Annotated in this window: 20 protein-coding genes; 11 read left to right on the top strand and 9 right to left on the bottom strand. The window is 57.6% G+C overall.

Features of this window, described 5'->3' with window-relative positions; all coding sequences use genetic code 11:
- Positions 1-10 precede the first annotated feature (10 nt).
- Together ACPOL_RS26090 and ACPOL_RS26085 are read left to right on the top strand one after the other, a co-directional pair.
- A complete protein-coding gene (locus tag ACPOL_RS26090) occupies positions 11-1,093 on the top strand; it encodes a threonine aldolase family protein (protein ID WP_114209645.1) in 1,083 nt (360 codons plus the stop codon).
- Positions 1,094-1,149: 56 nt separating this feature from the next.
- The gene (locus ACPOL_RS26085; protein ID WP_114209644.1) at positions 1,150-2,136 is read left to right on the top strand and encodes a glycosyltransferase family 2 protein; all 987 of its coding nucleotides are present in this window, start codon (positions 1,150-1,152) and stop codon (positions 2,134-2,136) included.
- A 256-nt stretch (positions 2,137-2,392) separates the two neighbouring features.
- On the opposite strand, the gene ACPOL_RS26075 is transcribed toward ACPOL_RS26085, so the two are convergent.
- Positions 2,393-3,487, bottom strand: a complete 1,095-nt coding sequence (locus ACPOL_RS26075) for a UDP-glucose--hexose-1-phosphate uridylyltransferase (protein WP_114209642.1) — start codon at positions 3,485-3,487, stop codon at positions 2,393-2,395.
- Between the two features lie 252 nt (positions 3,488-3,739).
- Positions 3,740-5,020, bottom strand: a complete 1,281-nt coding sequence (locus tag ACPOL_RS26070) for an ATP-grasp domain-containing protein (protein WP_236657045.1) — start codon at positions 5,018-5,020, stop codon at positions 3,740-3,742.
- 116 nt (positions 5,021-5,136) lie between these two features.
- Between ACPOL_RS26070 and ACPOL_RS26065 the strand changes: the two genes are divergently transcribed.
- The 3 genes from ACPOL_RS26065 (at position 5,137) to ACPOL_RS26055 (ending at position 7,625) form a co-directional block, all read left to right on the top strand.
- Entirely contained in the window at positions 5,137-5,736 is a 600-nt protein-coding gene (locus ACPOL_RS26065; protein WP_114209641.1) for a DUF4254 domain-containing protein, read from the top strand.
- 276 nt (positions 5,737-6,012) lie between these two features.
- Positions 6,013-6,504 (top strand): tetratricopeptide repeat protein, encoded by a 492-nt coding sequence (locus ACPOL_RS26060; protein ID WP_236657044.1) that lies wholly within the window; start codon positions 6,013-6,015, stop codon positions 6,502-6,504.
- Positions 6,501-7,625 carry a gluconeogenesis factor YvcK family protein gene (locus tag ACPOL_RS26055; protein ID WP_338026717.1) on the top strand — a complete coding sequence of 375 codons (1,125 nt, stop codon included), beginning with the start codon at positions 6,501-6,503 and terminating at the stop codon, positions 7,623-7,625. Before ACPOL_RS26060 ends, ACPOL_RS26055 begins: the two co-directional genes overlap by 4 nt.
- A 17-nt stretch (positions 7,626-7,642) precedes the next feature.
- Here ACPOL_RS26055 and ACPOL_RS26050 read toward each other — a convergent pair whose 3' ends face one another.
- A complete protein-coding gene (locus tag ACPOL_RS26050; protein ID WP_114209639.1) occupies positions 7,643-8,197 on the bottom strand; it encodes a hypothetical protein in 555 nt (184 codons plus the stop codon).
- Between the two features lie 87 nt (positions 8,198-8,284).
- Here ACPOL_RS26050 and ACPOL_RS26045 point away from each other — a divergent pair, with 87 nt between their 5' ends.
- Positions 8,285-9,520 (top strand): MFS transporter, encoded by a 1,236-nt coding sequence (locus ACPOL_RS26045; protein ID WP_114209638.1) that lies wholly within the window; start codon positions 8,285-8,287, stop codon positions 9,518-9,520.
- A 22-nt stretch (positions 9,521-9,542) separates the two neighbouring features.
- Here the strand turns inward: ACPOL_RS26045 and glgA are convergent, their stop codons facing one another.
- A complete protein-coding gene (gene glgA / locus ACPOL_RS26040; RefSeq protein ID WP_114209637.1) occupies positions 9,543-10,763 on the bottom strand; it encodes a glycogen synthase in 1,221 nt (406 codons plus the stop codon).
- A gap of 365 nt (positions 10,764-11,128) precedes the next feature.
- Here glgA and ACPOL_RS26035 point away from each other — a divergent pair, with 365 nt between their 5' ends.
- From ACPOL_RS26035 to ACPOL_RS26015, 5 genes are all read left to right on the top strand, one after another.
- A complete protein-coding gene (locus ACPOL_RS26035; RefSeq protein WP_114209636.1) occupies positions 11,129-12,178 on the top strand; it encodes a type III polyketide synthase in 1,050 nt (349 codons plus the stop codon).
- Positions 12,179-12,370: 192 nt separating this feature from the next.
- Entirely contained in the window at positions 12,371-13,603 is a 1,233-nt protein-coding gene (locus tag ACPOL_RS26030; protein ID WP_114209635.1) for an NAD(P)/FAD-dependent oxidoreductase, read from the top strand.
- Positions 13,578-14,276 carry a YceI family protein gene (locus ACPOL_RS26025; protein ID WP_201758965.1) on the top strand — a complete coding sequence of 233 codons (699 nt, stop codon included), beginning with the start codon at positions 13,578-13,580 and terminating at the stop codon, positions 14,274-14,276. Before ACPOL_RS26030 ends, ACPOL_RS26025 begins: the two co-directional genes overlap by 26 nt.
- 65 nt (positions 14,277-14,341) lie before the next feature.
- Positions 14,342-14,797, top strand: a complete 456-nt coding sequence (locus tag ACPOL_RS26020) for a ComEA family DNA-binding protein (RefSeq protein WP_201758963.1) — start codon at positions 14,342-14,344, stop codon at positions 14,795-14,797.
- Positions 14,798-14,940: 143 nt separating this feature from the next.
- Positions 14,941-15,333 carry a HesB/IscA family protein gene (locus ACPOL_RS26015; protein WP_236657043.1) on the top strand — a complete coding sequence of 131 codons (393 nt, stop codon included), beginning with the start codon at positions 14,941-14,943 and terminating at the stop codon, positions 15,331-15,333.
- Positions 15,334-15,459: 126 nt separating this feature from the next.
- On the opposite strand, the gene ACPOL_RS26010 is transcribed toward ACPOL_RS26015, so the two are convergent.
- From ACPOL_RS26010 to ACPOL_RS25990, 5 genes are all read right to left on the bottom strand, one after another.
- Complete coding sequence (locus ACPOL_RS26010; protein ID WP_114209632.1) at positions 15,460-16,401, bottom strand: acyl-CoA desaturase; 942 nt, start codon at positions 16,399-16,401, stop codon at positions 15,460-15,462.
- A 156-nt stretch (positions 16,402-16,557) separates the two neighbouring features.
- Positions 16,558-17,847, bottom strand: a complete 1,290-nt coding sequence (locus tag ACPOL_RS26005) for a type II secretion system protein (protein WP_150133138.1) — start codon at positions 17,845-17,847, stop codon at positions 16,558-16,560.
- 4 nt (positions 17,848-17,851) lie between these two features.
- Positions 17,852-18,478 carry a hypothetical protein gene (locus ACPOL_RS26000; protein ID WP_114209630.1) on the bottom strand — a complete coding sequence of 209 codons (627 nt, stop codon included), beginning with the start codon at positions 18,476-18,478 and terminating at the stop codon, positions 17,852-17,854.
- Positions 18,478-19,176 carry a hypothetical protein gene (locus tag ACPOL_RS25995; protein WP_114209629.1) on the bottom strand — a complete coding sequence of 233 codons (699 nt, stop codon included), beginning with the start codon at positions 19,174-19,176 and terminating at the stop codon, positions 18,478-18,480. Before ACPOL_RS25995 ends, ACPOL_RS26000 begins: the two co-directional genes overlap by 1 nt.
- Positions 19,173-19,937, bottom strand: coding sequence for a PilN domain-containing protein (locus ACPOL_RS25990; RefSeq protein ID WP_201758961.1), 765 nt, complete (start codon positions 19,935-19,937; stop codon positions 19,173-19,175). The genes ACPOL_RS25995 and ACPOL_RS25990 overlap by 4 nt, the downstream gene beginning before the upstream one ends.
- Positions 19,938-20,111: the final 174 nt, after the last annotated feature.

The following is a 20,111-nucleotide window of genomic DNA, read 5'->3' as shown; positions in this document are numbered from 1 at the left end:
GGAGATTCTGATGGCAACACAACCTCTAGTAGTAGATGAAGTCATATCGTGGCCCAATGTGGGAGTCATCGATCTTCGCAGCGATACCGTGACTAAGCCAACGCCTGCTATGCGGGCAGCAATGGCGGCGGCTGAAGTTGGCGATGATGTGTATGGAGAAGACCCCACGGTGAACCGGCTGGAAGAGCGGGCGGCAGAGGTCTTTCAGCGCGAGGCTGCCATCTTTGTGCCGACCGGTACCATGGGAAATCAGATTGCCATCCGGCTGCATACTCAGCATGGACAGGAAGTTATTTGCGAGTCCCGCGCGCACATCGTGGACTGGGAGTTGGCGATGGTCGCGGCATTTTCCGGCTGCCAGCTGAGAACGTTGCCCGCGGAACGAGGCATCCTTACCTGGGACGCTATCCGGACCGCGATTCTGCCGAAGATCTACTACCGAACGACGACCGGGTTGATTTCTCTTGAAAACACCCACAATCGCGGTGGTGGAACCGTCACCCCTCTGGATACTTTGGAGGAGATTTGGGCGGGAGCAAAGGCTGCCGGCCTGCCAGTCCACCTGGATGGAGCGCGGGTCTTTCATGCCGCCACCTATCTCGGCATACCTGTGGCGGCACTGACTCGGGGCTTCGATACGGTGATGTTTTGCCTCTCCAAAGGGCTATGCGCGCCGGTTGGATCGATGCTGGCGGGGAGCCGGGAGTTGATTGACCGCGCGAGGATTTTCCGGAAATCACTCGGGGGCGGATTGCGACAGGCCGGGGTGCTGGCAGCAGCGGGACTCATCGCGCTCGATGAAATGACATTGCGGCTCGGCGAAGACCACGCCAATGCACGGTTGCTGGCGGAAGGGCTGGCGAAGATTCCTCAGGTGGAGATCGATTTGGGTGCGGTGCAAACCAACCTGGTGATTTTCACTCTGCGAGACGGCGAGGACTACGACGGTCTGGTCACCAGACTGAAGCGCAGGGGTGTGCTGGCAAGCGCGGTCAATCCTCCTGGAATTCGATTGGTGACTCATCACGACGTGGACCGCGAAGCCTGCGAGCGGGCTTTGGCGATTCTGGTTGAGGAGATCCAGAAAGGCTGATCGTGCCGGCTATTTTACCTGACGACCACAGGAAACCGGTCTATACTAATAAAGCTATGCCGAGATATTCCGTTGTCGTCCCTTTCCATAACGAAGAAGAAAATGTAACCGCGCTCTATGACCGGCTCAAGGCGGTTATGGAACAAGTGGGCGAGAGCTTTGAACTGGTGCTGGTCGACGACGGGTCGACCGACCGCAGCTACAAGCTGCTGGAAGAGATTGCCGCGGTCGACAGCCGGGTTCTGGTGGTCAAGCTTCGGCGCAACTTTGGCCAGACTTCGGCGCTGGCAGCAGGGTTCGATCATGCGCAGGGCGAATACATCCTGGCGATGGATGGTGATCTGCAACATGACCCGGCGGAGATACCTGCATTCCTCGAAAAGCTGGAAGAGGGTTATGACGTTGTTAGCGGCTGGCGCAAAGAGCGAGTGGACAATGCCATCATGCGCAAATTCCCATCGCGCTGTGCAAACTGGCTGATGGCCAAGCTCTCCGGAGTCGACATTCATGACTTCGGCACCACCTTCAAGGCCTACCGGCGCGAAGTTATTCATAATATTCCGCTCTACGGCGAAATGCACCGATTCATCCCCGCGCTGGCATCCTGGTACGGCGCAAGCATCTGCGAGATTCCGATCAAGAACGTTCACCGTGAACGCGGACAGTCCCATTATGGAATCTCGCGGACGTTCCGAGTGTTTTTCGACCTGCTGACGATTCGGTTCCTGCTGAAGTACATGAGCCGTCCACTCCACTTTTTCGGTTCCCTCGGCGCTCTTGGTATTTTGCTGGGTGGAATGGTCTCGTTCTTTTTGGCTTGCCTGAAGCTCTTCACCCACCAGAACGTGATGGATCAGCATGGACCGTTATTCGTGGTTGCCGGCATTCTGATCCTGGCGGGCATACAGCTGCTGGCGATCGGGCTGCTGGGTGAGTTGCAAGTGCGCCATTATCATACGGCCTCCCATCGTGCTCCTTACGCAATCGACCGTCTGGTTCGGCTGCGCGCCCCTGAAGAGCCGAGCATGCTGCGCGAGGAATAACGCCTGGCTCATATTCGAGCGAGGATCTTCGCCGGAGTGGGATGAATGTTGGTCGCAGCGAAGGGCTCTGCTTGGCTTACGCTCGTCTGATCACCTGCGGCAGAATTCCAGGAGAATCCTGCGCGCTTACCCTGACGGATTTCATCCAAATACGCGAAAATTCCTAATCCACCCGAAGGCCGGACGCTCGCGTGACGACTTTTCGGAGCAATCGGAAAGCGAGCTATCCGCTTTCCTTTTCCGTCGTGGTGATGATTCAAGAATGGTCAGCCGCTGAGCTTGTGCTCGTTGCCGCCTTTAAGGTGAAATGCTCCGCTGGTACGGCCCTTAACCGTTCCGCTGCACTTTCTGGAGTGATGTCCCGTTGTGGCATTCCTAGCATCTCGAAGCCGACCATGAACTTCCTCACTGTTGCAGATCTTAATAGCGGCGGATAAAAGTGGGCGTGGAAATGCCATTCGTCGTGGGGATGGCCATCGGTGGGCCTCTGGTGAAAGCCCATGGTGTAGGGGAAGCTCGTCTGGAAGAGGTTGTCGTAGCGAGTCGTTAACTGCTTGAGGATATCGGCTAATTCGGAGCACTGCTCTTCGCTGAAGTCATGCAGGGAGCGCAAGTGCGACTTCGCGATCACCAGGGTCTCAAACGGCCAGACGGCCCACCAGGGGACGACCGCGAGAAAGCCTTCGTTCTCGCAGACGATGCGCCCGTTGGGGCGAGTTCCGGCTTCCTGCTCGACTTTGAGATAGTCACAGAGCAGGCAGCTGCCGTGCTGCTGGTGGTATTCGGCCAGAGCTGCGGTCTCAGCAGCCGGTTCATCGGGAATATGTTCAGTTGCCCAGATCTGTCCGTGGGGATGGGGGTTGCTGGCGCCCATCATCGCGCCTCGATTCTCGAAGATCTGCACGTAGTTGATCTCGTGCATACGGCCCAGATATCCATACTGCGTTACCCAGGCATCGACGACGCGGCGGATATCGGCGACCTCCATTCGGGCAAGCGTAAGGCTATGGTCGGGATGAAAGCAGAGAACGCGGCAGAGACCACGTTCGCGCTCAGCCTTGAGAAGCTCGGGCCAGCCCGCGGTGTCAGGCGCCGGGGAGTCGGGCAGCAGCGCCGCATAGTCGTTGTCAAAGACATAGACATGTTCGTAGACCGGCGTCTTCGCGCCGCCAGCGCGTTCGTTGCCCGGACACAGATAGCAAGTCGGATCATAGTGGAGATCGGAGAATCCAGAGGCGGCATTGACCTCGCCCTGCCACGGCCGCTGCGTGCGGTGCGGCGACACCAACACCCATTGCTTGCGGAGCGGATTGTAGCGGCGATGCGGGGACTGAAAACTGAGTTCGGACATGCGGTCTCCTTGTGCTCTGAGAATGCTAGAGCATTTCTCGCATCGATGTGAACCTTCCCGCTGAGACACGTTAGCCTTTCTTGAGGAGAAGGCCAGCCGAGCTTATTTCGTTGCTCTGCTCCTATGCGGGAAATTCTCTAGGGGAGGGGTTGGTCGGGCGCCATCAGGGCGGTCGATGTTCAATGCAGGAGTTCGCGAAGCCATCGAAACTGATATCTCAGAAGCGCTACGGGAGACCCCTCTTTGCGGAGCCTAATTCGTAGGCTTCATCGGGACCGGCGCAGTCGCAAGGAACATCTCGGCGAATCGGCGGCTGTATTCCTCGAGCAATGCGGCGACACGATTCGGATCGGGAGACTCTACCAGTAACCCGGCATGATGCTTCTTCTTCATGCGATAGACAATCTCCGGCGCGTTAAAGGAGGAGGTGTCCGGCTCGTCAGTACGAGCGAGACAGAGGACGCTGCCGGCATAGGAAAACTTTCGCTCCGGCAAGGTATATGGAATGCCTCGTAGCGACGAGATTTCGATCCGCGCCCACTCCGCCCAGAGATTCAGGCCGGTCGAGTGCTCGACCAGTTCGGCGATGAAGGCGCCACCGACCCGGGCCGCGACCTCTAGAAAATAATAGCGGGCGTCGCCTTTTTCATCTGTCTGGTGGGCTTTGATGTATTCGGCATGGCTGACACCCCGGACCATGCCGAGTGCGGGCACCAGTTTTTGATTGATCGCGATCAACGCCTTGGCATCTTCCGAATCACGCTCGACCGATCGAGTGGTGAATACCCCACCCTCATGCATAACCTGCATGGGCGGCTTGCCGTAGCGGTTCACCTCGGAGAAAACTACCCGCCGCTCGCTGGTAATCGCGTCCACGTGAAAGATGTCTCCAGGAACAAAGCGTTCCAGAAGGTAATTACTCTGCGCGTCACCCAGTTCATCGAGAGTCCGCCATACTTGTTCGGCCTCGTGCAGCTTGCGGATGCCGATAGCCGAGGCCTCTGCCCTTGGTTTGAGCACCCAGGGCGCAGGGACGCTAGCCATGTATTCGCGCAAGTCGTCGTAGTTCAGGATAGGGGTAAACTCGGGTACGGGAATGCCAGCTCGCTTAGCTTCGAAACGCATCGCGAGCTTGTCTCGAAAGTAGGCGGTCGTGGTAAGCCCCATTCCCGGGATCCGCATATGTTCGCGAAGATGAGCGACGGTATGCATGTCGAACTCGTCCAGGGCGACGATGCGCTCGAACTTGCGGCTACGCGCCAGGTAGGTGACGGTATTTGTGATTTGATCCCGGGTCAGGCCTTCAGGCATGGTGTGAACTTCGTCGAGAATGTCAAAAGGCCAATCGGCATTGTGGAGCTTGTCGATCGTCAGCAGTATGACCCGGCAGCCCATGGCGGCCACCTGCCGCAGGAATGCCTGCCCCTTCTCATAGGAGGTGATGCAGAGAATGACCTCTTCGCCAGAAGTGCCGTCGCTAGCCATTCTGGCTGTGTTCTCGACCGCCATCAGTTTCGTCACCTCACTGCTCATTCCGCCGTTCTTTCATCGCGTGGGGGAAAGACTCGACGTATGTTACTCGATAGTTCTACCATAAGGCGAAGGGTCCATATATGCCGTCCCTATCATCTTCTCTGAAATGATGACCTATGCTATCCGCTACTGAAATCGCCATCCTTCATGATCGCTGGACCGGGGAGTGGCACGCCGAACTGCCGCATACGGTGAACGAATCCGGCACTGACTTTCTCCAGACGGTATTTGCCAATCACCTCGCCAACTTCAACGTCTGGCACGCTGAGGACGAGACTCGTCTTCTCGAGGCCAGCGACCACCAGGTGGCGCGGGCCAAGCGAATCATCGACTTCGAGAACCAGCGACGCAACGATTTTGCCGAGCTTTGTGACACCATCCTGCTCGACTATCTCGAACGTCACGACTTGCCGAACAGAAACGCCGAGCTGCATACCGAGACTCCCGGACTGATCATCGATCGGCTCTCGATCCTGTCGTTGAAGCTTTTCCATACCGCCGAGGAGGTTTACCGGGTCGACGCGCCTCCCGGTCACGCAGAACGGAACCGTGAGCGCCACCACATTCTGACCGAACAGTGTGATGATCTGGTCAAAGGCCTCGACCGTTTATGGCAGCAGGTGCTTGCCGGAGATCGCTGCTTCAAACAGTACCGTCAATTGAAGATGTATAACGATCCGACACTAAACCCGGCGCTTTATCTCCAGCACGGATGAGGTTTGGCGAGGCCTCTGCCGACGGCACATGGCGGGGCTTGATACAGTGAAGGTTGACTCCATCCTGGGATCTGGGTATAACAACGTTCTCAAAGGAACTTGTCGCTTCCCGCCGTCGCGAAGCTACTTCTTCGCTGCCTCTCGTGTGCGGCGCCAGGCGAAATGGCTTGCACACGTTGCCTGGAATTCGGCGCAGACCTAAGAACTATGCAGGACGCATCTCCAGATACCGGCGCTCGTCGAACTCCCCGTTTACTGGAGGGAAAGGTAAGGATTGTGGCAAACCAGGCCCACCAGCAATCGTTGCAGGCGTACCAGACAGGCTTTCAGCTCATGCAGGAAGGGAAGTTCGATAAGGCGCGTGTGGTATTTGAAAAACTGATCGCCACTGGCCCGGCCGAGGTATTGGAGCGCTGCCGCGTCTATCTATCTGTTTGCCAAGGAAAGCTGCAGCAGACGCCGCGCAGTTTTTCCAGCTCCGAGGAACGCTACGACTACGCCATTTCACTGCTCAACACCGGCGATTACGACGAGGCGCGGGACCATTTTGAAGCCATCCTGCGCAACAATCCTTCGGCGGATTATGCCCATTACGGTTTGGCGGCGCTCGAGAGCATGACGGGACAGACGGAGGAATGCCTGGAGCATCTTGCCAAGGCAATCGAGTTGAGCCCTCGCAACCGTATTCAAGCGCGCACCGATTCCGATTTCCATGACATGATCGACGACCCACGTTTCACCGAACTCCTGTATCCCGAGATGGTGTGAAGTCTCCTGCGGCGATAACCTCCTCAACATTAGCGTCGCCATTGCCGAGCGAACTGCCACCGATCCGGACAGACAACACGCCGGTATCTCCTCTGCGCGTGGTGGCGATCGGTGGCGGCACTGGTCTTTCGACCTTACTGCGGGGTCTGCGCCACTTCGTCGCATCGCCTGGAGCGGCTTCGGAAAACGCTACTGATTGCGATCCGTGCCTGATCAGCGACCTTGCTGCCATCGTGACAGTTACCGACGACGGGGGCTCAAGCGGGCGTCTGCGGAAGGACTTCAACATCCTGCCTCCAGGAGACCTGCGTAACTGTATGGTCGCTTTGTCGGAGGATGAGGGATTGATATCCCGCCTCTTCCGTCACCGCTTCCAGGCGGGCGAGGGCTTGCAAGGGCATAGCTTCGGCAACCTCTTTGTCGCCGCTCTGACCGAGATGACCGGGGACTTTGCTCAGGCGATCAAGCTCTCGTCGCAGGTGCTGGCGACGCGCGGACATATCTACCCGGCGACCACGACCGATGTGACGCTGGTGGCTCGAATGGACGATGACTCCATCGTCCGCGGGGAATCAAACATCACCGCGAGCAAGCGCCGGATTGTTCAATTGATGATTGAGCCGGAGCGGGTCGATCCGATGCCCGAGACGCTTGAAGCGATTTCTCGCGCGGATGTCATTACCGTTGGTCCGGGTTCGCTCTATACCAGCCTCATCACCAACCTGCTGGTTGACGGAATTCCCGAGGCACTCGCCGAAGCACATGCTGTCCGGATCTATATCTGCAATCTGATGACCCAGGCGAATGAAAGTTTGAATCTCACAGCCTCGCAACATATTGAGAGAATCCTCGAACACGCTGGCGGCGGACACGGTCAAAAACCGATCTTCGATTACGCGATCGTCAACACGGCGCCGGTCTCGGCAGAGTTGCGGCAGCGCTATGCGAGCGAAGGGGCGATTGCCATCGATCCAGATGTGGAGCGGATCGAGGCTATGGGGATCCGCTGCATCACCGGAGATTTTGCGGCCGAAGGCGGAGTCCTCCGCCACGCGGCTGATCGGGTTGCTGAGACCGTCCTGCGCATCGGGCAGATGGCGAAGCTTAGCTCCACCGTTTGAGTCGACATCGCTCCGCATTAAGTGATGGCTGAGCCCCGGTATCCTCGGCGAAACAACGGAGAACCCCATGTACCGATCGCTAGCGCCGCGCCGAAGAAGACCACTGCGTCGATGCTTTCCCGGCCCTGGCGAGACCAATACGCCGCCGCGTCCAGATTCAGCCAAAGCGCGAACTCATCCAGGGTGAGCGCCGCCCCCACCCCATAGCAGAGCGCCAGCAGACGGCTCATCAGAATGGAAAGCGAGCCGTCGCCAGTCCCTACGTCCGCAATCTCGGCATAACCACAGATAAGCAGCAAAAGAATCCCCCATACCAGGTGATGAATATGCCTGCCACCCATCTCGACGTATCCAAAGGGTCCAACGTGGTGAGTGATCGACGCCACGAGCAGCCGCACTGCCAGGAAGGTGATGAAGAAACTGACCGACGCCAGGAACAGCCGCCTTTGCGGGCGATCGGGAATTTGTTGATGGATCAACCATCCAAGTTTTGTCAGGTGCAGCACCAAGAGGATCAGTGCGGTCGTCAGAGTTACGAAGATCAGTAAAATCCAGGATCCAGCGATATGCATAGGTAAGCATTATCACGGGTTACTCCTCGTCCCATGAGACTGTTACCGTCGCGGTCATGCGCTGAGCCCGTCTACAATGGAGGTGTCATGAGTGCCACAACATTACAAAGACCGGCCGAGCTGCGGCCCAGCCGGGAGGCGTCTCTCTTTCAGGTGCTGCTGGCGGTAAGCTTCTGCCACATGCTCAACGACATGATCCAGTCGTTGCTGCCGTCGGTTTATCCGATTCTCAAGGGATCCTTTCATCTCAGCTTTGGGCAGATTGGGCTCATTGCTCTGACAAATCAGGTGACCGCCTCGTTGCTTCAGCCGTTCGTCGGTCTTTATACCGACCGCCGAGCGGCGCCTTACTTTCTACCAATCGGGATGACGGTGACGCTGGGCGGTCTCTTGCTGCTCGCCTTCGCACCAACCTACGTCTGGTTGTTAGTGGGCGCTGCGCTGGTCGGTGTCGGCTCGGCAGTTTTCCATCCTGAATCCTCGCGCGTTGCCCGCATGGCATCGGGCGGCCAGCATGGCTTTGCCCAATCTTTCTTCCAGGTTGGAGGTAACAGCGGCAGCGCGATCGGGCCGCTGCTCGCCGCCTTCATTGTCCTGCCGCGGGGACAAAAGGGCATGGCCTGGTTCAGCGTCTTCGCCTTAATCGGTGTCGTCGTTCTGATATGGATCAGCAACTGGGCCAAGGGACGAAGGAAGAATCATCCTTCCAACATCCACGCCGGACCCGCAACTCATGCCAATCTGTCCAAGCAGAAGATCGCGATTGCGATGACGGTGCTGATGGCGCTCGTGTTTTCGAAATACTTCTATCTCTCCAGCCTGAGCAGCTATTACACCTTCTATTTGCTCTCGAGATTCCACGTCTCGGTGCAGAGCTCTCAACTGCACCTCTTCGCCTTCCTCGGAGCGGCTGCGGCCGGGACCTTCTTCGGCGGTCCGATTGGGGACCGTTTCGGTCGTAAGTACGTGATCTGGGGATCGATTCTTGGTGTCCTGCCTTTTACCCTGATGCTGCCCTACGCCAACCTTTTCTGGACCGGGGTTTTGAGCGTCATCATTGGCTTCGTGATCGCTTCGGCATTTTCAGCAATCCTTGTCTACGCGCAAGAGTTGGTGCCTGGCCGAGTTGGCTTGATCTCCGGGCTCTTCTTCGGATTGGCGTTTGGTATGGGCGGTATTGGCGCGGCGGTGCTCGGGAAGCTGGCCGATATGACCAGCATCATCTACGTGTATAAAGTCTGCGCATACTTACCGGTAATCGGGTTGCTGACGGGACTTTTGCCGGATATCGAGCCTTCAAGGACGCTAAAGAGCCACTCCTGAGACGTTGCTTCAACTTTACTTCTCAGGCTGGTTTCCGGTCTGCGATCAGCTTCATGTACAAGTGCACCGTCTGCTCCGCAACTGACGTCCAACTGAAGACCTCCTCGGCGCGTTTGCGGCCGGCTTTGCCGAAACGTTCGCACTTTTGCGGGTCGCCGAGCAGTTCGGTGACCTTTGCCCCTAAGTCGCGGGCGAACTGGTCCGGGTGAGAAGGAAAGCCGGTAACGGGATCAGCTTCAAACGGCACTAGGTAGCCGGTTTCGCCATCAACGACAACTTCCTTGATTCCTCCAGTAGCGCTCGCCACGACGGCGGTTTCGCAGGCCATCGCCTCCAGGTTAATGATGCCGAAAGGCTCGTAGACGGAGGGGCAACAAAAGACCTGGGCGTTGCTATAGAGCTGGATCGCCTCCTCCTTGGAGACCATCTTTTCGATCCACACGATCCGTGGATTCTTCATCTTTGCCTCGTGAAACTTATGCCGCATTTCTTCGGCGATCACCGGAGTGTCGGGAGCGCCCGCGCACAAGACGACCTGGGTCTCAGGAGGCATGTATTGGATGGCGTCGACTAAATGGGTCACGCCCTTCTGCCGGGTGATGCGGCCGACGAAGAGCACGTACGGCCGAGTCGGATCGACACCGTAGCGAATGAGTGCGTCAGTGTCCGCCGTCTTACGATATTCCCGGAGATTGATGCCGTTGTAGATCACATGAATACGAGCCGGATCGATCTCCGGATAGGCACGGAGGATGTCTTCGCGGGTGCCATTTGAGACCGCGATCACCGCATCGGCGTCAAGGATCGCAGTCTTCTCCATCCACGAACTCAGCGCGTAGCCGGTGCCCAGCTGTTCCGCCTTCCAGGCGCGCAGCGGCTCCAGACTATGAACCGTCAGGACGAAGGGAAGCCCATAAAGCTTCTTGGCCAGGAAACCAGCCATGGCAACATACCAGGTGTGCGTATGGGCAATATCCACGCCTGAAAGCGCCTTGATTTGAGTCAAATTGAGGCTCAGCGCTTCAAGCGCAGTCTTGAACTGACCGGAGGTATCACTCGTGATCTCGGTCCAAGGCTGCTGCCCAATCACGCGCAGCGTGTCGGCGTCCGACCACTGCTCCCCCCAACAATGAACTTCAACCTCGATCAGCCTCGAGAGCTCCCAGCTGAGATACTCCACATGGACGCCGGCCCCACCATACACGTGCGGGGGATATTCGCGGGTAAACAGTGCTGCTCGCATCGACAACTCCGGAACGTGGGAGGTCACAACCAACCGATTCTAGTGCAAAAGCAGAGTTACGGTAAGCCGACCGGCCGCGGGTATGGAGGTCCTTGGTCTCTGCTCCGAGTGCGAGCTGTCTCGTGGGGTTCTTTCTTGCAGCTGAAGCAGTCAGGTTCCAGGGGGTGCTTTGCCAGCTCCGGTAAGTAGCCGCTTTTACCTTCGAACGACAGAAAAACTTCGGCCCGAGCCAAAAGCGCTATTCCCGATTTGGGTCATCGCGTGGAATACTCCAGAAGACACTTGATACATGGCTGTGGGAGCGAGGGCCTTCTGACCTGCTGCTCAATCCAAGAACAGAGCCAGGGAGCATAGAGAAACCTCACATGCGTATTGCCAATACAGCCACCGCTTTTCCAGAGTATTACTTCACGCAGCGGGAGGTGGTCGACGCTCTCAAGAACCACTGGGACCGAGGTGCCGAATGCGCACCCATGCTGGAACGACTCTTCTTCCGGACCGGCGTCGATGGACGTTACTATTGCCGCCCGCTGCTCGAATACCAGGACCTGAATACCTGGGGCAAGATGAACGATGTCTGGATCGAGGTCGCCGAACAACTTGGCGAACGGGCGATCGACTGCGTTCTGAAGACCGCAGGGGTGGGACGAGACAAGATCGGCGCTCTCTTCTTCGTCTCGGTGACCGGCATCTCGAGCCCGTCGATCGACGCGCGGCTGGTCAACAAGATGAAGCTCAATCCGAAGCTGAAGCGCAACCCCCTCTTCGGACTAGGCTGCGTTGCCGGTGCGGCGGGATTGGCTCGTGCAGCCGATTACGTCCGCGCCTTTCCTGACCAGGTCGCCGTTCTGCTCTCAGTAGAGCTGTGTTCGCTCACCTGGCAGCGCGGCGATATCAATCCAGCGGCGTTGATCGCCTCAGGTCTCTTTGGCGATGGTGCGGTCGCAGTCTTGATCGCTGGAGCAAACGTTAACTTGCCCGGACCCAACCTCGTCGCCAGCACTCAGGTGTTTTATCCAGATACTCAGGATGTGATGGGCTGGAAGGTCTCCGAGAAAGGCTTCCAGGTCATTCTGTCCCCAGAAGTGCCGAACGTTGTACTCAAAAACCTGGGCAAAAACGTAGATGAATTCCTTGCCACCCGCGGGTTGACCCGAGGCGATGTCGGGTCGTGGATCATGCACACTGGAGGCCCTAAGGTGCTTGAAGCGACCGCCGAAGCACTCAATCTCACCAACGGCGAGCTGGACGTCTCCTGGCAGGCATTGAAGAGAGTTGGCAACCTATCCTCAGGTTCGGTGCTGATCGTGCTCGACGAAGTCATGAAAAATCGTCGCCCCGCACCCGGAACACGAAGCATCCTTGCCGCAATGGGACCCGGGTTTTGCGCGGAGATGTCGCTACTCGAGTGGTAGAGCCAGAATTACCTGCAAAAAGAGTTAAGATCCGCTTCCTGATGCTTGGCCGTTTGAAGAAGAATTTGCGGTAGAGATCCAAGTGTCGTCGTTAGGCCAGATTGTGTCACTTGTTTGTCATTCGGAAGCCTCATCGTCCTGGTGCCGCTGTTTGGAGCATAGGCTGGGAATAGAAAGATGGTTGGCTGAAGGATGATAAGAACTCCTAAATCGAATACGTACCAAAACTGCTCCTGTGATGCATTGGTAATTGGCGGTGGACCCGCTGGTCTGGCCGCCGGGATTGCCCTGCGCCAGCAAGGTCTCGACGTGGTCATAGTTGATGCACTCACTCCACCGATAGATAAAGCGTGCGGTGAGGGCTTGATGCCGGACTCGCGGCGCGAACTTGCTCTGCTTGGGGTTGAACTGACTGGTGGACTTGAATTCTCGGGGATTCACTTCGCCCAACGTAACCGCGGCCGGGAACACTTGGCCACTGCGGACTTTCCTCAAGGCAGAGGCATTGGCATTCCTCGCCTGGATCTGCACGAGCGACTCATCGAACGTGCGGCGCAACTGGGGGTTCGGTTCCAATGGAACTCCCGTGCCGAACTTAGGTCGAATGGCGAGGTCCGGGTGGCGGGACAGAGCTTCCGGTTTCGCTATCTGATTGGCGCCGATGGCGAAGCATCCAGTGTTCGACATTGGGCAGATCTCGACGCTGGATTCCGGCTCACTGAAAGATTTGGCTTCCGGCGTCACTACGCTGCCGCACCCTGGAGCGATCATGTCGAGGTCCATTGGAGCGACCTGGGACAAGTCTATGTGACCCCGGTCGGGGAAAACGAGATCTGTATGGCTGCGATTACACGACATCGGGGTCCGAAGTTCGATGAGATCCTTGAAGGGTTTCCCTACCTGCGCAGGAAGCTGCTGGGCGTTCCCACCATCGGCCGGGGACGCGGAGCAGTGACGTCCACCCGAAAGCTCCGCCGCGTCACCCGTGGCAACGTTGCGCTCATAGGAGACGCCTCTGGTTCCGCTGACGCCATCACCGGCGAAGGATTGGCCTCAGCGTTCCGCGAGGCGCTGCTCCTCGGCGAAGCGCTGGGCCGGCACTCTATCAGGGACTACGAAATTGGACATAGCAGAATTTTGAGGATCCCCCAGGCGATGGCAGCTATGATGCTCGCTATGGATCGCTGGCCTTGGCTCCGGAACCGGGCACTCCGTCTTCTAGCTGAGGACTCCGAGCTCTTTACCCGCTTGCTCGCCGTGCACGTCGGCGACATCGTGCCTGCTGGCTTCGGAGTAGGACTGGGACTTCGCCTCATGGGCCGCCTCCTGTATCCGAAGACCTCTTCTGAGGCTGCTGCCCCTCAGGATGCATCTCAGGTCAATGCAGGAGGCGCCGAGTTTGGCCAAGCAGAAGCAACGCTTTAATAGGTTTCCGGCTTGCGGCCGGGAAGAGATTTTCACCACGATCGGAAGAGCACTTCATTGCAACCGTTTCTCGTTCGCCATAAGTTTTAGAAAGCGCCTCCTCGCGCTTTCTATACTGGTGTTCTGCGGCGCGGTGAGTGCCGAGACGCAAACCCCGAAGGTCGCCGTGAAGCTCGATCCCGCCACAACCGAGATCAAATGGGAGCTTAAGGGAAACACGCACACCACCCACGGCACCTTCAAACTCAAGGGCGGCCTGGTGACATATGACCCGGCCACCGGCGTTTCCGAAGGCGAGATACTGATTGATCTAGCCAGTGGGGAAAGCGGCAACAAAAGCCGTGACGCCAAGATGCAGAAGGAAGTCCTCGAGTCTGACAGATATCCCGAGGCGTTCTTCCATCCCAGTAAGATTACTGGCAGCGCGAAACCGGGAATAAGCCAGACCCTCACAGCCGGCGGCATCTTCAATATCCATGGCGCTGATCATCCGTTCACCTTGCAGATTAAGGTCGATTTCGAAGGCAACCAAGCTACTGCGACGACCCACTTCTCGGTCCCTTATGTAGCTTGGGGGATGAAGGATCCTAGCTCCTTTCTTTTACGGGTTGGCAAGGAGGTCGATGTGGATGTCGTGGCGCATGGAACAGTGCTAAATTCAGAGGCGAAATAGTAGCCGGGTCCTGAACATGGTGTCCAGGGATGATTAGAACTACGGCTAAGCGAACGAGGTCACCCATGAGCACAGCAAGACAGGCCGTCGAAAAGTCCCCGGTAGTTGCCGCCATCCTGCTGGCAGCAACCAGTCTGGCGGGATGCAGCAGCGCTCCGTCAAACCAGCAGATCCAGCAGCAGGCAGCCGAAACTACCCAGCAGGTTAAGCAGGGAACGGAGAAAGCTGCGGCGGATGCCCGGGTCGCAGCAGCCAATGCCGAGGACAAGATCAACGCGGTTGCCGCCGGAGTGAGGCAGGGTCTCCAGGGCAGTGGTCCCGCTTTGCCACCGGTGGACCTAAATAACGCCACCCGAGACCAGCTCGTTGCGCTTCCGGGAATTTCGCCCGCTAAGGCTCGCAAGATCCTTGCCGGACGGCCCTACTCCGCGCCCAACGAACTGGTTTCCCGAGGTATTCTCACCCAGGACCAGTTCGACCGCATCTCGAAGAGGCTTACAGCCCGGCCTCCGACATCTTGAGCCTTGTCGTGATTTAGCGCATCAAATTAAGGTTGAGTTGACTCGTTTCGCATACAGATACAAACCATTTGCTGCAAACGATTGTGACCACGCCCTTTGGGGTTTACACTAGCATCACCAGTGGTTCTTTAGGAGAGAGATCTATGGCAACCAGCACTGTCCAGGCACCAGCAACTGTTGTGCCCGCCCCCGACACTTTCAAGTCTGTGCCGCCCCTTACGCTGAGCGATTCGGCAATCGAGAAAGTACGCGAAATCATGGCGACCCAGGACCCGTTGCCCGCTGGCCTCCGCATAGGTGTGGTTGGTGGCGGATGCTCAGGCTTTCAATATTCGATGTCCTTCGAAAATCAACCCGGTATGATGGACAAGGTGTTCACCTACGGCGCCCTCAAGGTGTTTGTCGATGCGACGTCGTTGATGTATCTCAATGGGTGTGTCGTCGACTATGTCGAAACCCTGGAAGCGGCAGGCTTCAAGTTTGAGAATCCCAACACCAAGAGCACTTGTGGCTGCGGCTCCTCATTCAGCGTTTAGATAAACTCATGCGGTTGTTTTCGTTGCTTTCGCTGTAACAAGAAGAAGCCCGCGCACTGGCGCGGGCTTCTTCTTGTCCGTAGATCAATCTTGCCGAGCCGTCCTTCCGGGTCCTTTTAAGGAGACCTAACGACCTTTCTCTCGCAAGGGTTGTGCTAGGTTGATCTGTTTGGCCAGGCCTGCCTTCCCCAAAGTCCAGATGACGTAGTAGTTCAGGTCGAACTCATACCATGCAAAGCCATGCCGCGCCGAAACCGGAAATGCGTGATGGTTATTGTGCCATCCCTCACCGCCCGTGAGCAGTGCAACCCACCAGAGATTGCGAGACTCGTCCTTGGTCGGAAAGCGACGCGAGCCCCAAATATGCGTGGCTGAGTTGACGAACCAGACTGCGTGCAATCCAATCGTCACCCGAAAAAAAACCCCCCAAAGCAGCCAGGGTAATCCTCCAAGGGCATAAAGGAGGATTGCGGAGAGGATCAGCGGCACATAATGGTACTTGCTCAGCAGTACGAGAAAAGGATCTTTGAGCAAATCCGGAGCGTATCTGCGGATCAGCTCTGGCTGCGTCGACAAGCCTTCGCCATGAATAACCCACCCCGCATGAGACCACCACCCGCCATCTTTGGGAGTATGCGGGTCACCATGCTTGTCGGTCAGCTGATGATGGATACGGTGGTTTACTACCCAATAAATCGGACTGCCCTCGAGCGCCAAGGTCCCACACACTGCGAGCCCACGGGCCAGCAGCCGCGATGTCCGATAGCCGCGATGGGTGAGCAGGCGATGGTAGCCGACACAGATTCCAAGGTTGATCGCGAGAAACCAAAACACGAGGCTTGCCGCGATGGCGCTCCAGCTAAAGAAGAACAATGCGGCAATTGCGCCGGCATGGAAAAGAGCCACGAAGAAGAGCGTGAACCAGTTGACGGATCGGTCCTGCGCCGCGCGGCTAAGCGGATGAATGGCCGGCGTCGTGAGGAGCGGTTGATCTTCCGCCGAAATCCCAGGAGTTAAGGCAGGAGCGACGTCCGAGAGTGGCGGATCGACAACAGCTTGTGAGTTCACGCGTGGCGGCCTCTGACCTGATTGAAACAGGGACAGCGCCCATTCAGATGACAATCAAGTAAAGCTGCTCGACGGTTACACAACTATTACGCCGCTCGCAAAGAAGGTGCGGGTTCCGTATGGATCAGACTTCAGCTATTGAGGGTTCGCGTCGTTCTATTGCGGAGTAGGCTGATTGGGATTGTTGTTTGGGGGAGTGCCCGTCCCGGGATTTGATCCTGGATTTCCATTGTTGCCTGAATTGCCGTTGTTATTGTTTCCGAACCCGGATCCCGGATTGTTGCCAAAGCCTGATCCAGAGGAATTGCCGAAACCAGAGCCGGAATTACCGCCAAAGCTTGAGCCAGAATTATTACCGAAACCAGAGTTGGAACCGCCGCCAAAGCTGGAACCAGGATTATTGCCAAATCCAGTGTTTCCCCCGGCGCCCGCCACTCCCATGCCGTTATTGCCACCGAGACCCCCCAGGTCAGTCTGCGGGTTATAGACAAACTCCCACTCGTTGTAGTGTTTCTGCTTCTTGTATTCCCGAATTGATTCCTTGGTGACGGAGCTGGCCACACCAACGATCGGGCCGCCACTCCCGATCGGCGAACCATTGCTCGAAGTGAGGGTGCTCGTGCCGAGGCCGGTTGTGCCGCCGGTGCTGCTGCCTGGTGTGCCAAAGCCCGATCCGGAAGTTCCGGTCCCAGCGCCGCTTAGCCCCGGGCCAGATCCAGGATCGCCGGGCGACGTGGGGTTGCTCGAGGAGGTGCCGCTGCCTCCGAATCCGGAACTGGAACCTCCACCAAAACCGGATCCGCCGTTGCTGCTTCCAAAGCTGGATCCGTTGCTGCTCCCGAAACTCGATCCGCTCCCATTACTCCCGAAGCTGGAACCACTACCGCCGCTGCTGAAGCTGTTGCCGAAACTGGAACCACTGCTTCCGCTATTGTTTCCAAAGCTGCTGCTGGCCCCAAATCCCGACGAAGCTTGCCCGTTGGTTCCAGTCGTCCCAGCGCCGTTAGCTCCGGTTCCGGCAGCGCCGGCTGCCCCGAGCGGTTGTCCGAAGAGACCGGTTTGAGGAACCTTGGCCTCGCCGAAGTGAATGATCCGCCAATCGGCCTTCCCGGTAAATGGGTCCTTATAACGCTTGCGAAGGAATCGAATGTTATTGGAGTTTTCCAGTTGATCGAGCGAGATTGGGTAGCTTCCGAACTTCTTGTAATAGAGTTTGATCCCGCGGGTGTACTGCATGCCACGATGGTAGAGCTCCAGCTCCTTGTCCCGGCGGATCGCAGTCGCGACTTTAGGCGCCGCCACCGCCAGCCAGATCAAGATGATGACGACAAGAAAGAGGACGCCGATGAGCACATAGCCATCTTCGCTGCCTGTCGCCCATTTCTTTCCCGCGATCTTAGTCGCTGCTCTCATCATTGCCGCCCGTTCACTACTCTGCCATTCCATGTCGCTAATTCTGCACCAGCGGCAGACTCTGGGTGTTGGAGTAAGGGATGTCCTCGACCTGCGCGGACGTCGGGGCAATCTTTACCACCTTATAGCGATGATCGACGACTTCACCCTCAGACGCTATGAAAACATCGTCTCCACGGAGAAAAAAAGCACGCTTTATGCCACTCTGCCGCGCTGAAAAACCAAAGAATTTTAAATCGATCGGCGGCGGGGGAGGCGGTGCAGGAGGCCCCGTCTGCGCGGTTTCAGCAGCGTTCGGGCGTACCGACGCAACCGGTTTAGGAATGTCGACGGGGGCTGACGTTAAAGAAAATATATTCCGCCCATTCCCCGTATACTCCAGCGATTCTGCCTGGGCCATCAACTCCGGATGGAGCGTCGGATCAAGATTGTCGGCGACTGCGGGAATCTTGGTCGCCTCGTGTGCGCCAGGCGCTTGGCCACTCCGCGAAGACGCCGGGGCCGGGGGTCTTTGCACGGCGACCTGTGGCGGCAGCGTGGGAGGCGGAGCGCCACCACTGAAGGTGTCCATGAGGGTCTTGCCGATGAGGACCAGCGCAACCAGCCCAAGCGCTCCTGCGATGTAGACCTTCTTCTTATCTTCGGCGCCTAGTTTGAGTGCCATCAGTGACCATCCTCCATTGCTGGAGTGTCCGGCTGGTGCGCCGCCGAATTCAGTGCCGGGAGCGACAGCATGGATTGGTCAGTAACCGGCGCCTGCTGGTCCGTCGGTGGTTCCGACGATGGCGGAAGCTGGCTGGCATCGGCAGCGTGGAGGTAGGTCGTCAATCTCAGCCGTAGATTGACCAGTCCGCCCTGTTGACCGGTGAGGGTCAGGTTGCTGATCACGTAAAGCGTCTTGTCGCGCTCGAGCCCGTTGATGAAGTGCATGACCCCCGAGTAATCCCCGGCGAGGTTGGCATCGATGCGCAGTTCGGCCAGACCTTCGATCGCTGCCGACTGAGTATAGCCGGCGCGGGTAAGGCGAATTTTGTCTTTCGCAGCTAACGCGCCCAGGTCGGCAAGGACCGAGGAGTAGTTCGCCGGGATTCGCTGTGCATAAAACTTGTCAGCATCTTTCCGGGAGATCTCAACCTTCTCCGGCAGCCCGTTCAGGCGGGCGGTCTGTGCCTGAAGCTGGGTCAAAGTGAGCTGTTCCTGCTGCAGTTGCTCCTGGCGGCTGGCGCCAAGATCCCGCCACGCAAGGCCGAGCCTGACCAGCAAGGTCACATTGAGAATCACCAGCAGCGCCACGCCTGCGATGTGCAGGTTCAACACATTAAGAACTTCGGTTGGCAGTTTCAAGGGATCGCTCAGCTTCATTGCGCTCCCTTCGTTGGACGTCCAGGCGTCTGTGGTTGTTGAGGTTGTGCAGGGGTCGGCCTTCTGGGCGAGGAGTTCCTGTGAGATTTTGCGGAAGGTGCGGTAGCGGCCGGCCCGACTGCTTTCGCGGTGGTCGTCTTAGCAGGCCGTTTGGACTCCGGTAGAAGCGGATTGTAGTCGGCCAAGACATCAAAATTCACATTGCCGGTGCCACTCGCGGGTTGAAGATTTGCCTGCCCGCCGTTGCTGTTGCTGGTATCGGCCGACTCCGTCGCCAGTCTCGGCTGGAGAAAACGACGGGAGTGTTCCAGATTTCGCACCAGTTCGACGGCACGATCGCGCTGCCCACTGACGCGGAGACGGATGGTGACGTTGCCTGATTTGTCGGTGGCCGGGTCGATGTTCATGACCTGAACGCCACCCGGCAGCACGGTTTCCAAGTCCATCATGACCGCGGTCCAGGAAAAAGCCTTGCGGGCGAAAAGCTGGTTGAGAAAGGCAGCTTGAGTCAAAACCGCGGCGTTTTGTGGTTGCTGCATCATAGCTTGATAGCTGCGCTGCTGGTTTTGGAGGCGCTGGATACTGGTCTCGACGGCTTGAAGCTTGGCGTTTGCAAGCGCCGCCTTACGAGTTTCTGTCTTCAGAAAGAGCCAGAGCGGAATCGCCAATATGAGCAGGATGGCCATCCACCAACGTAGTCGCGCGTAGAGCGGACGGAGTTCGATGAACGGCTTGGAGGCGAGATTGAGGGTAATGCGCATGGACGGCTGGCTCCATTGTATAGGGACGCACGACCGACCCAAGATGCTCGCCAACCGGGACGATGGTTGCGCCTCTCTCGGCAATGCGCATTGCGCCGTTCTGTTGCGCCGCTCCATTGTGCCATTTGAGATCGAATCGCGCGCGGGAATATTTCGCGGATCTCGTGGAGCGAA

The organism is Acidisarcina polymorpha (assembly GCF_003330725.1).
Classification (GTDB): domain Bacteria; phylum Acidobacteriota; class Terriglobia; order Terriglobales; family Acidobacteriaceae; genus Acidisarcina; species Acidisarcina polymorpha.
The sequence above is the reverse complement of the archived record's forward strand: the minus strand, read 5'-3'. Positions and strand labels throughout refer to the sequence as shown.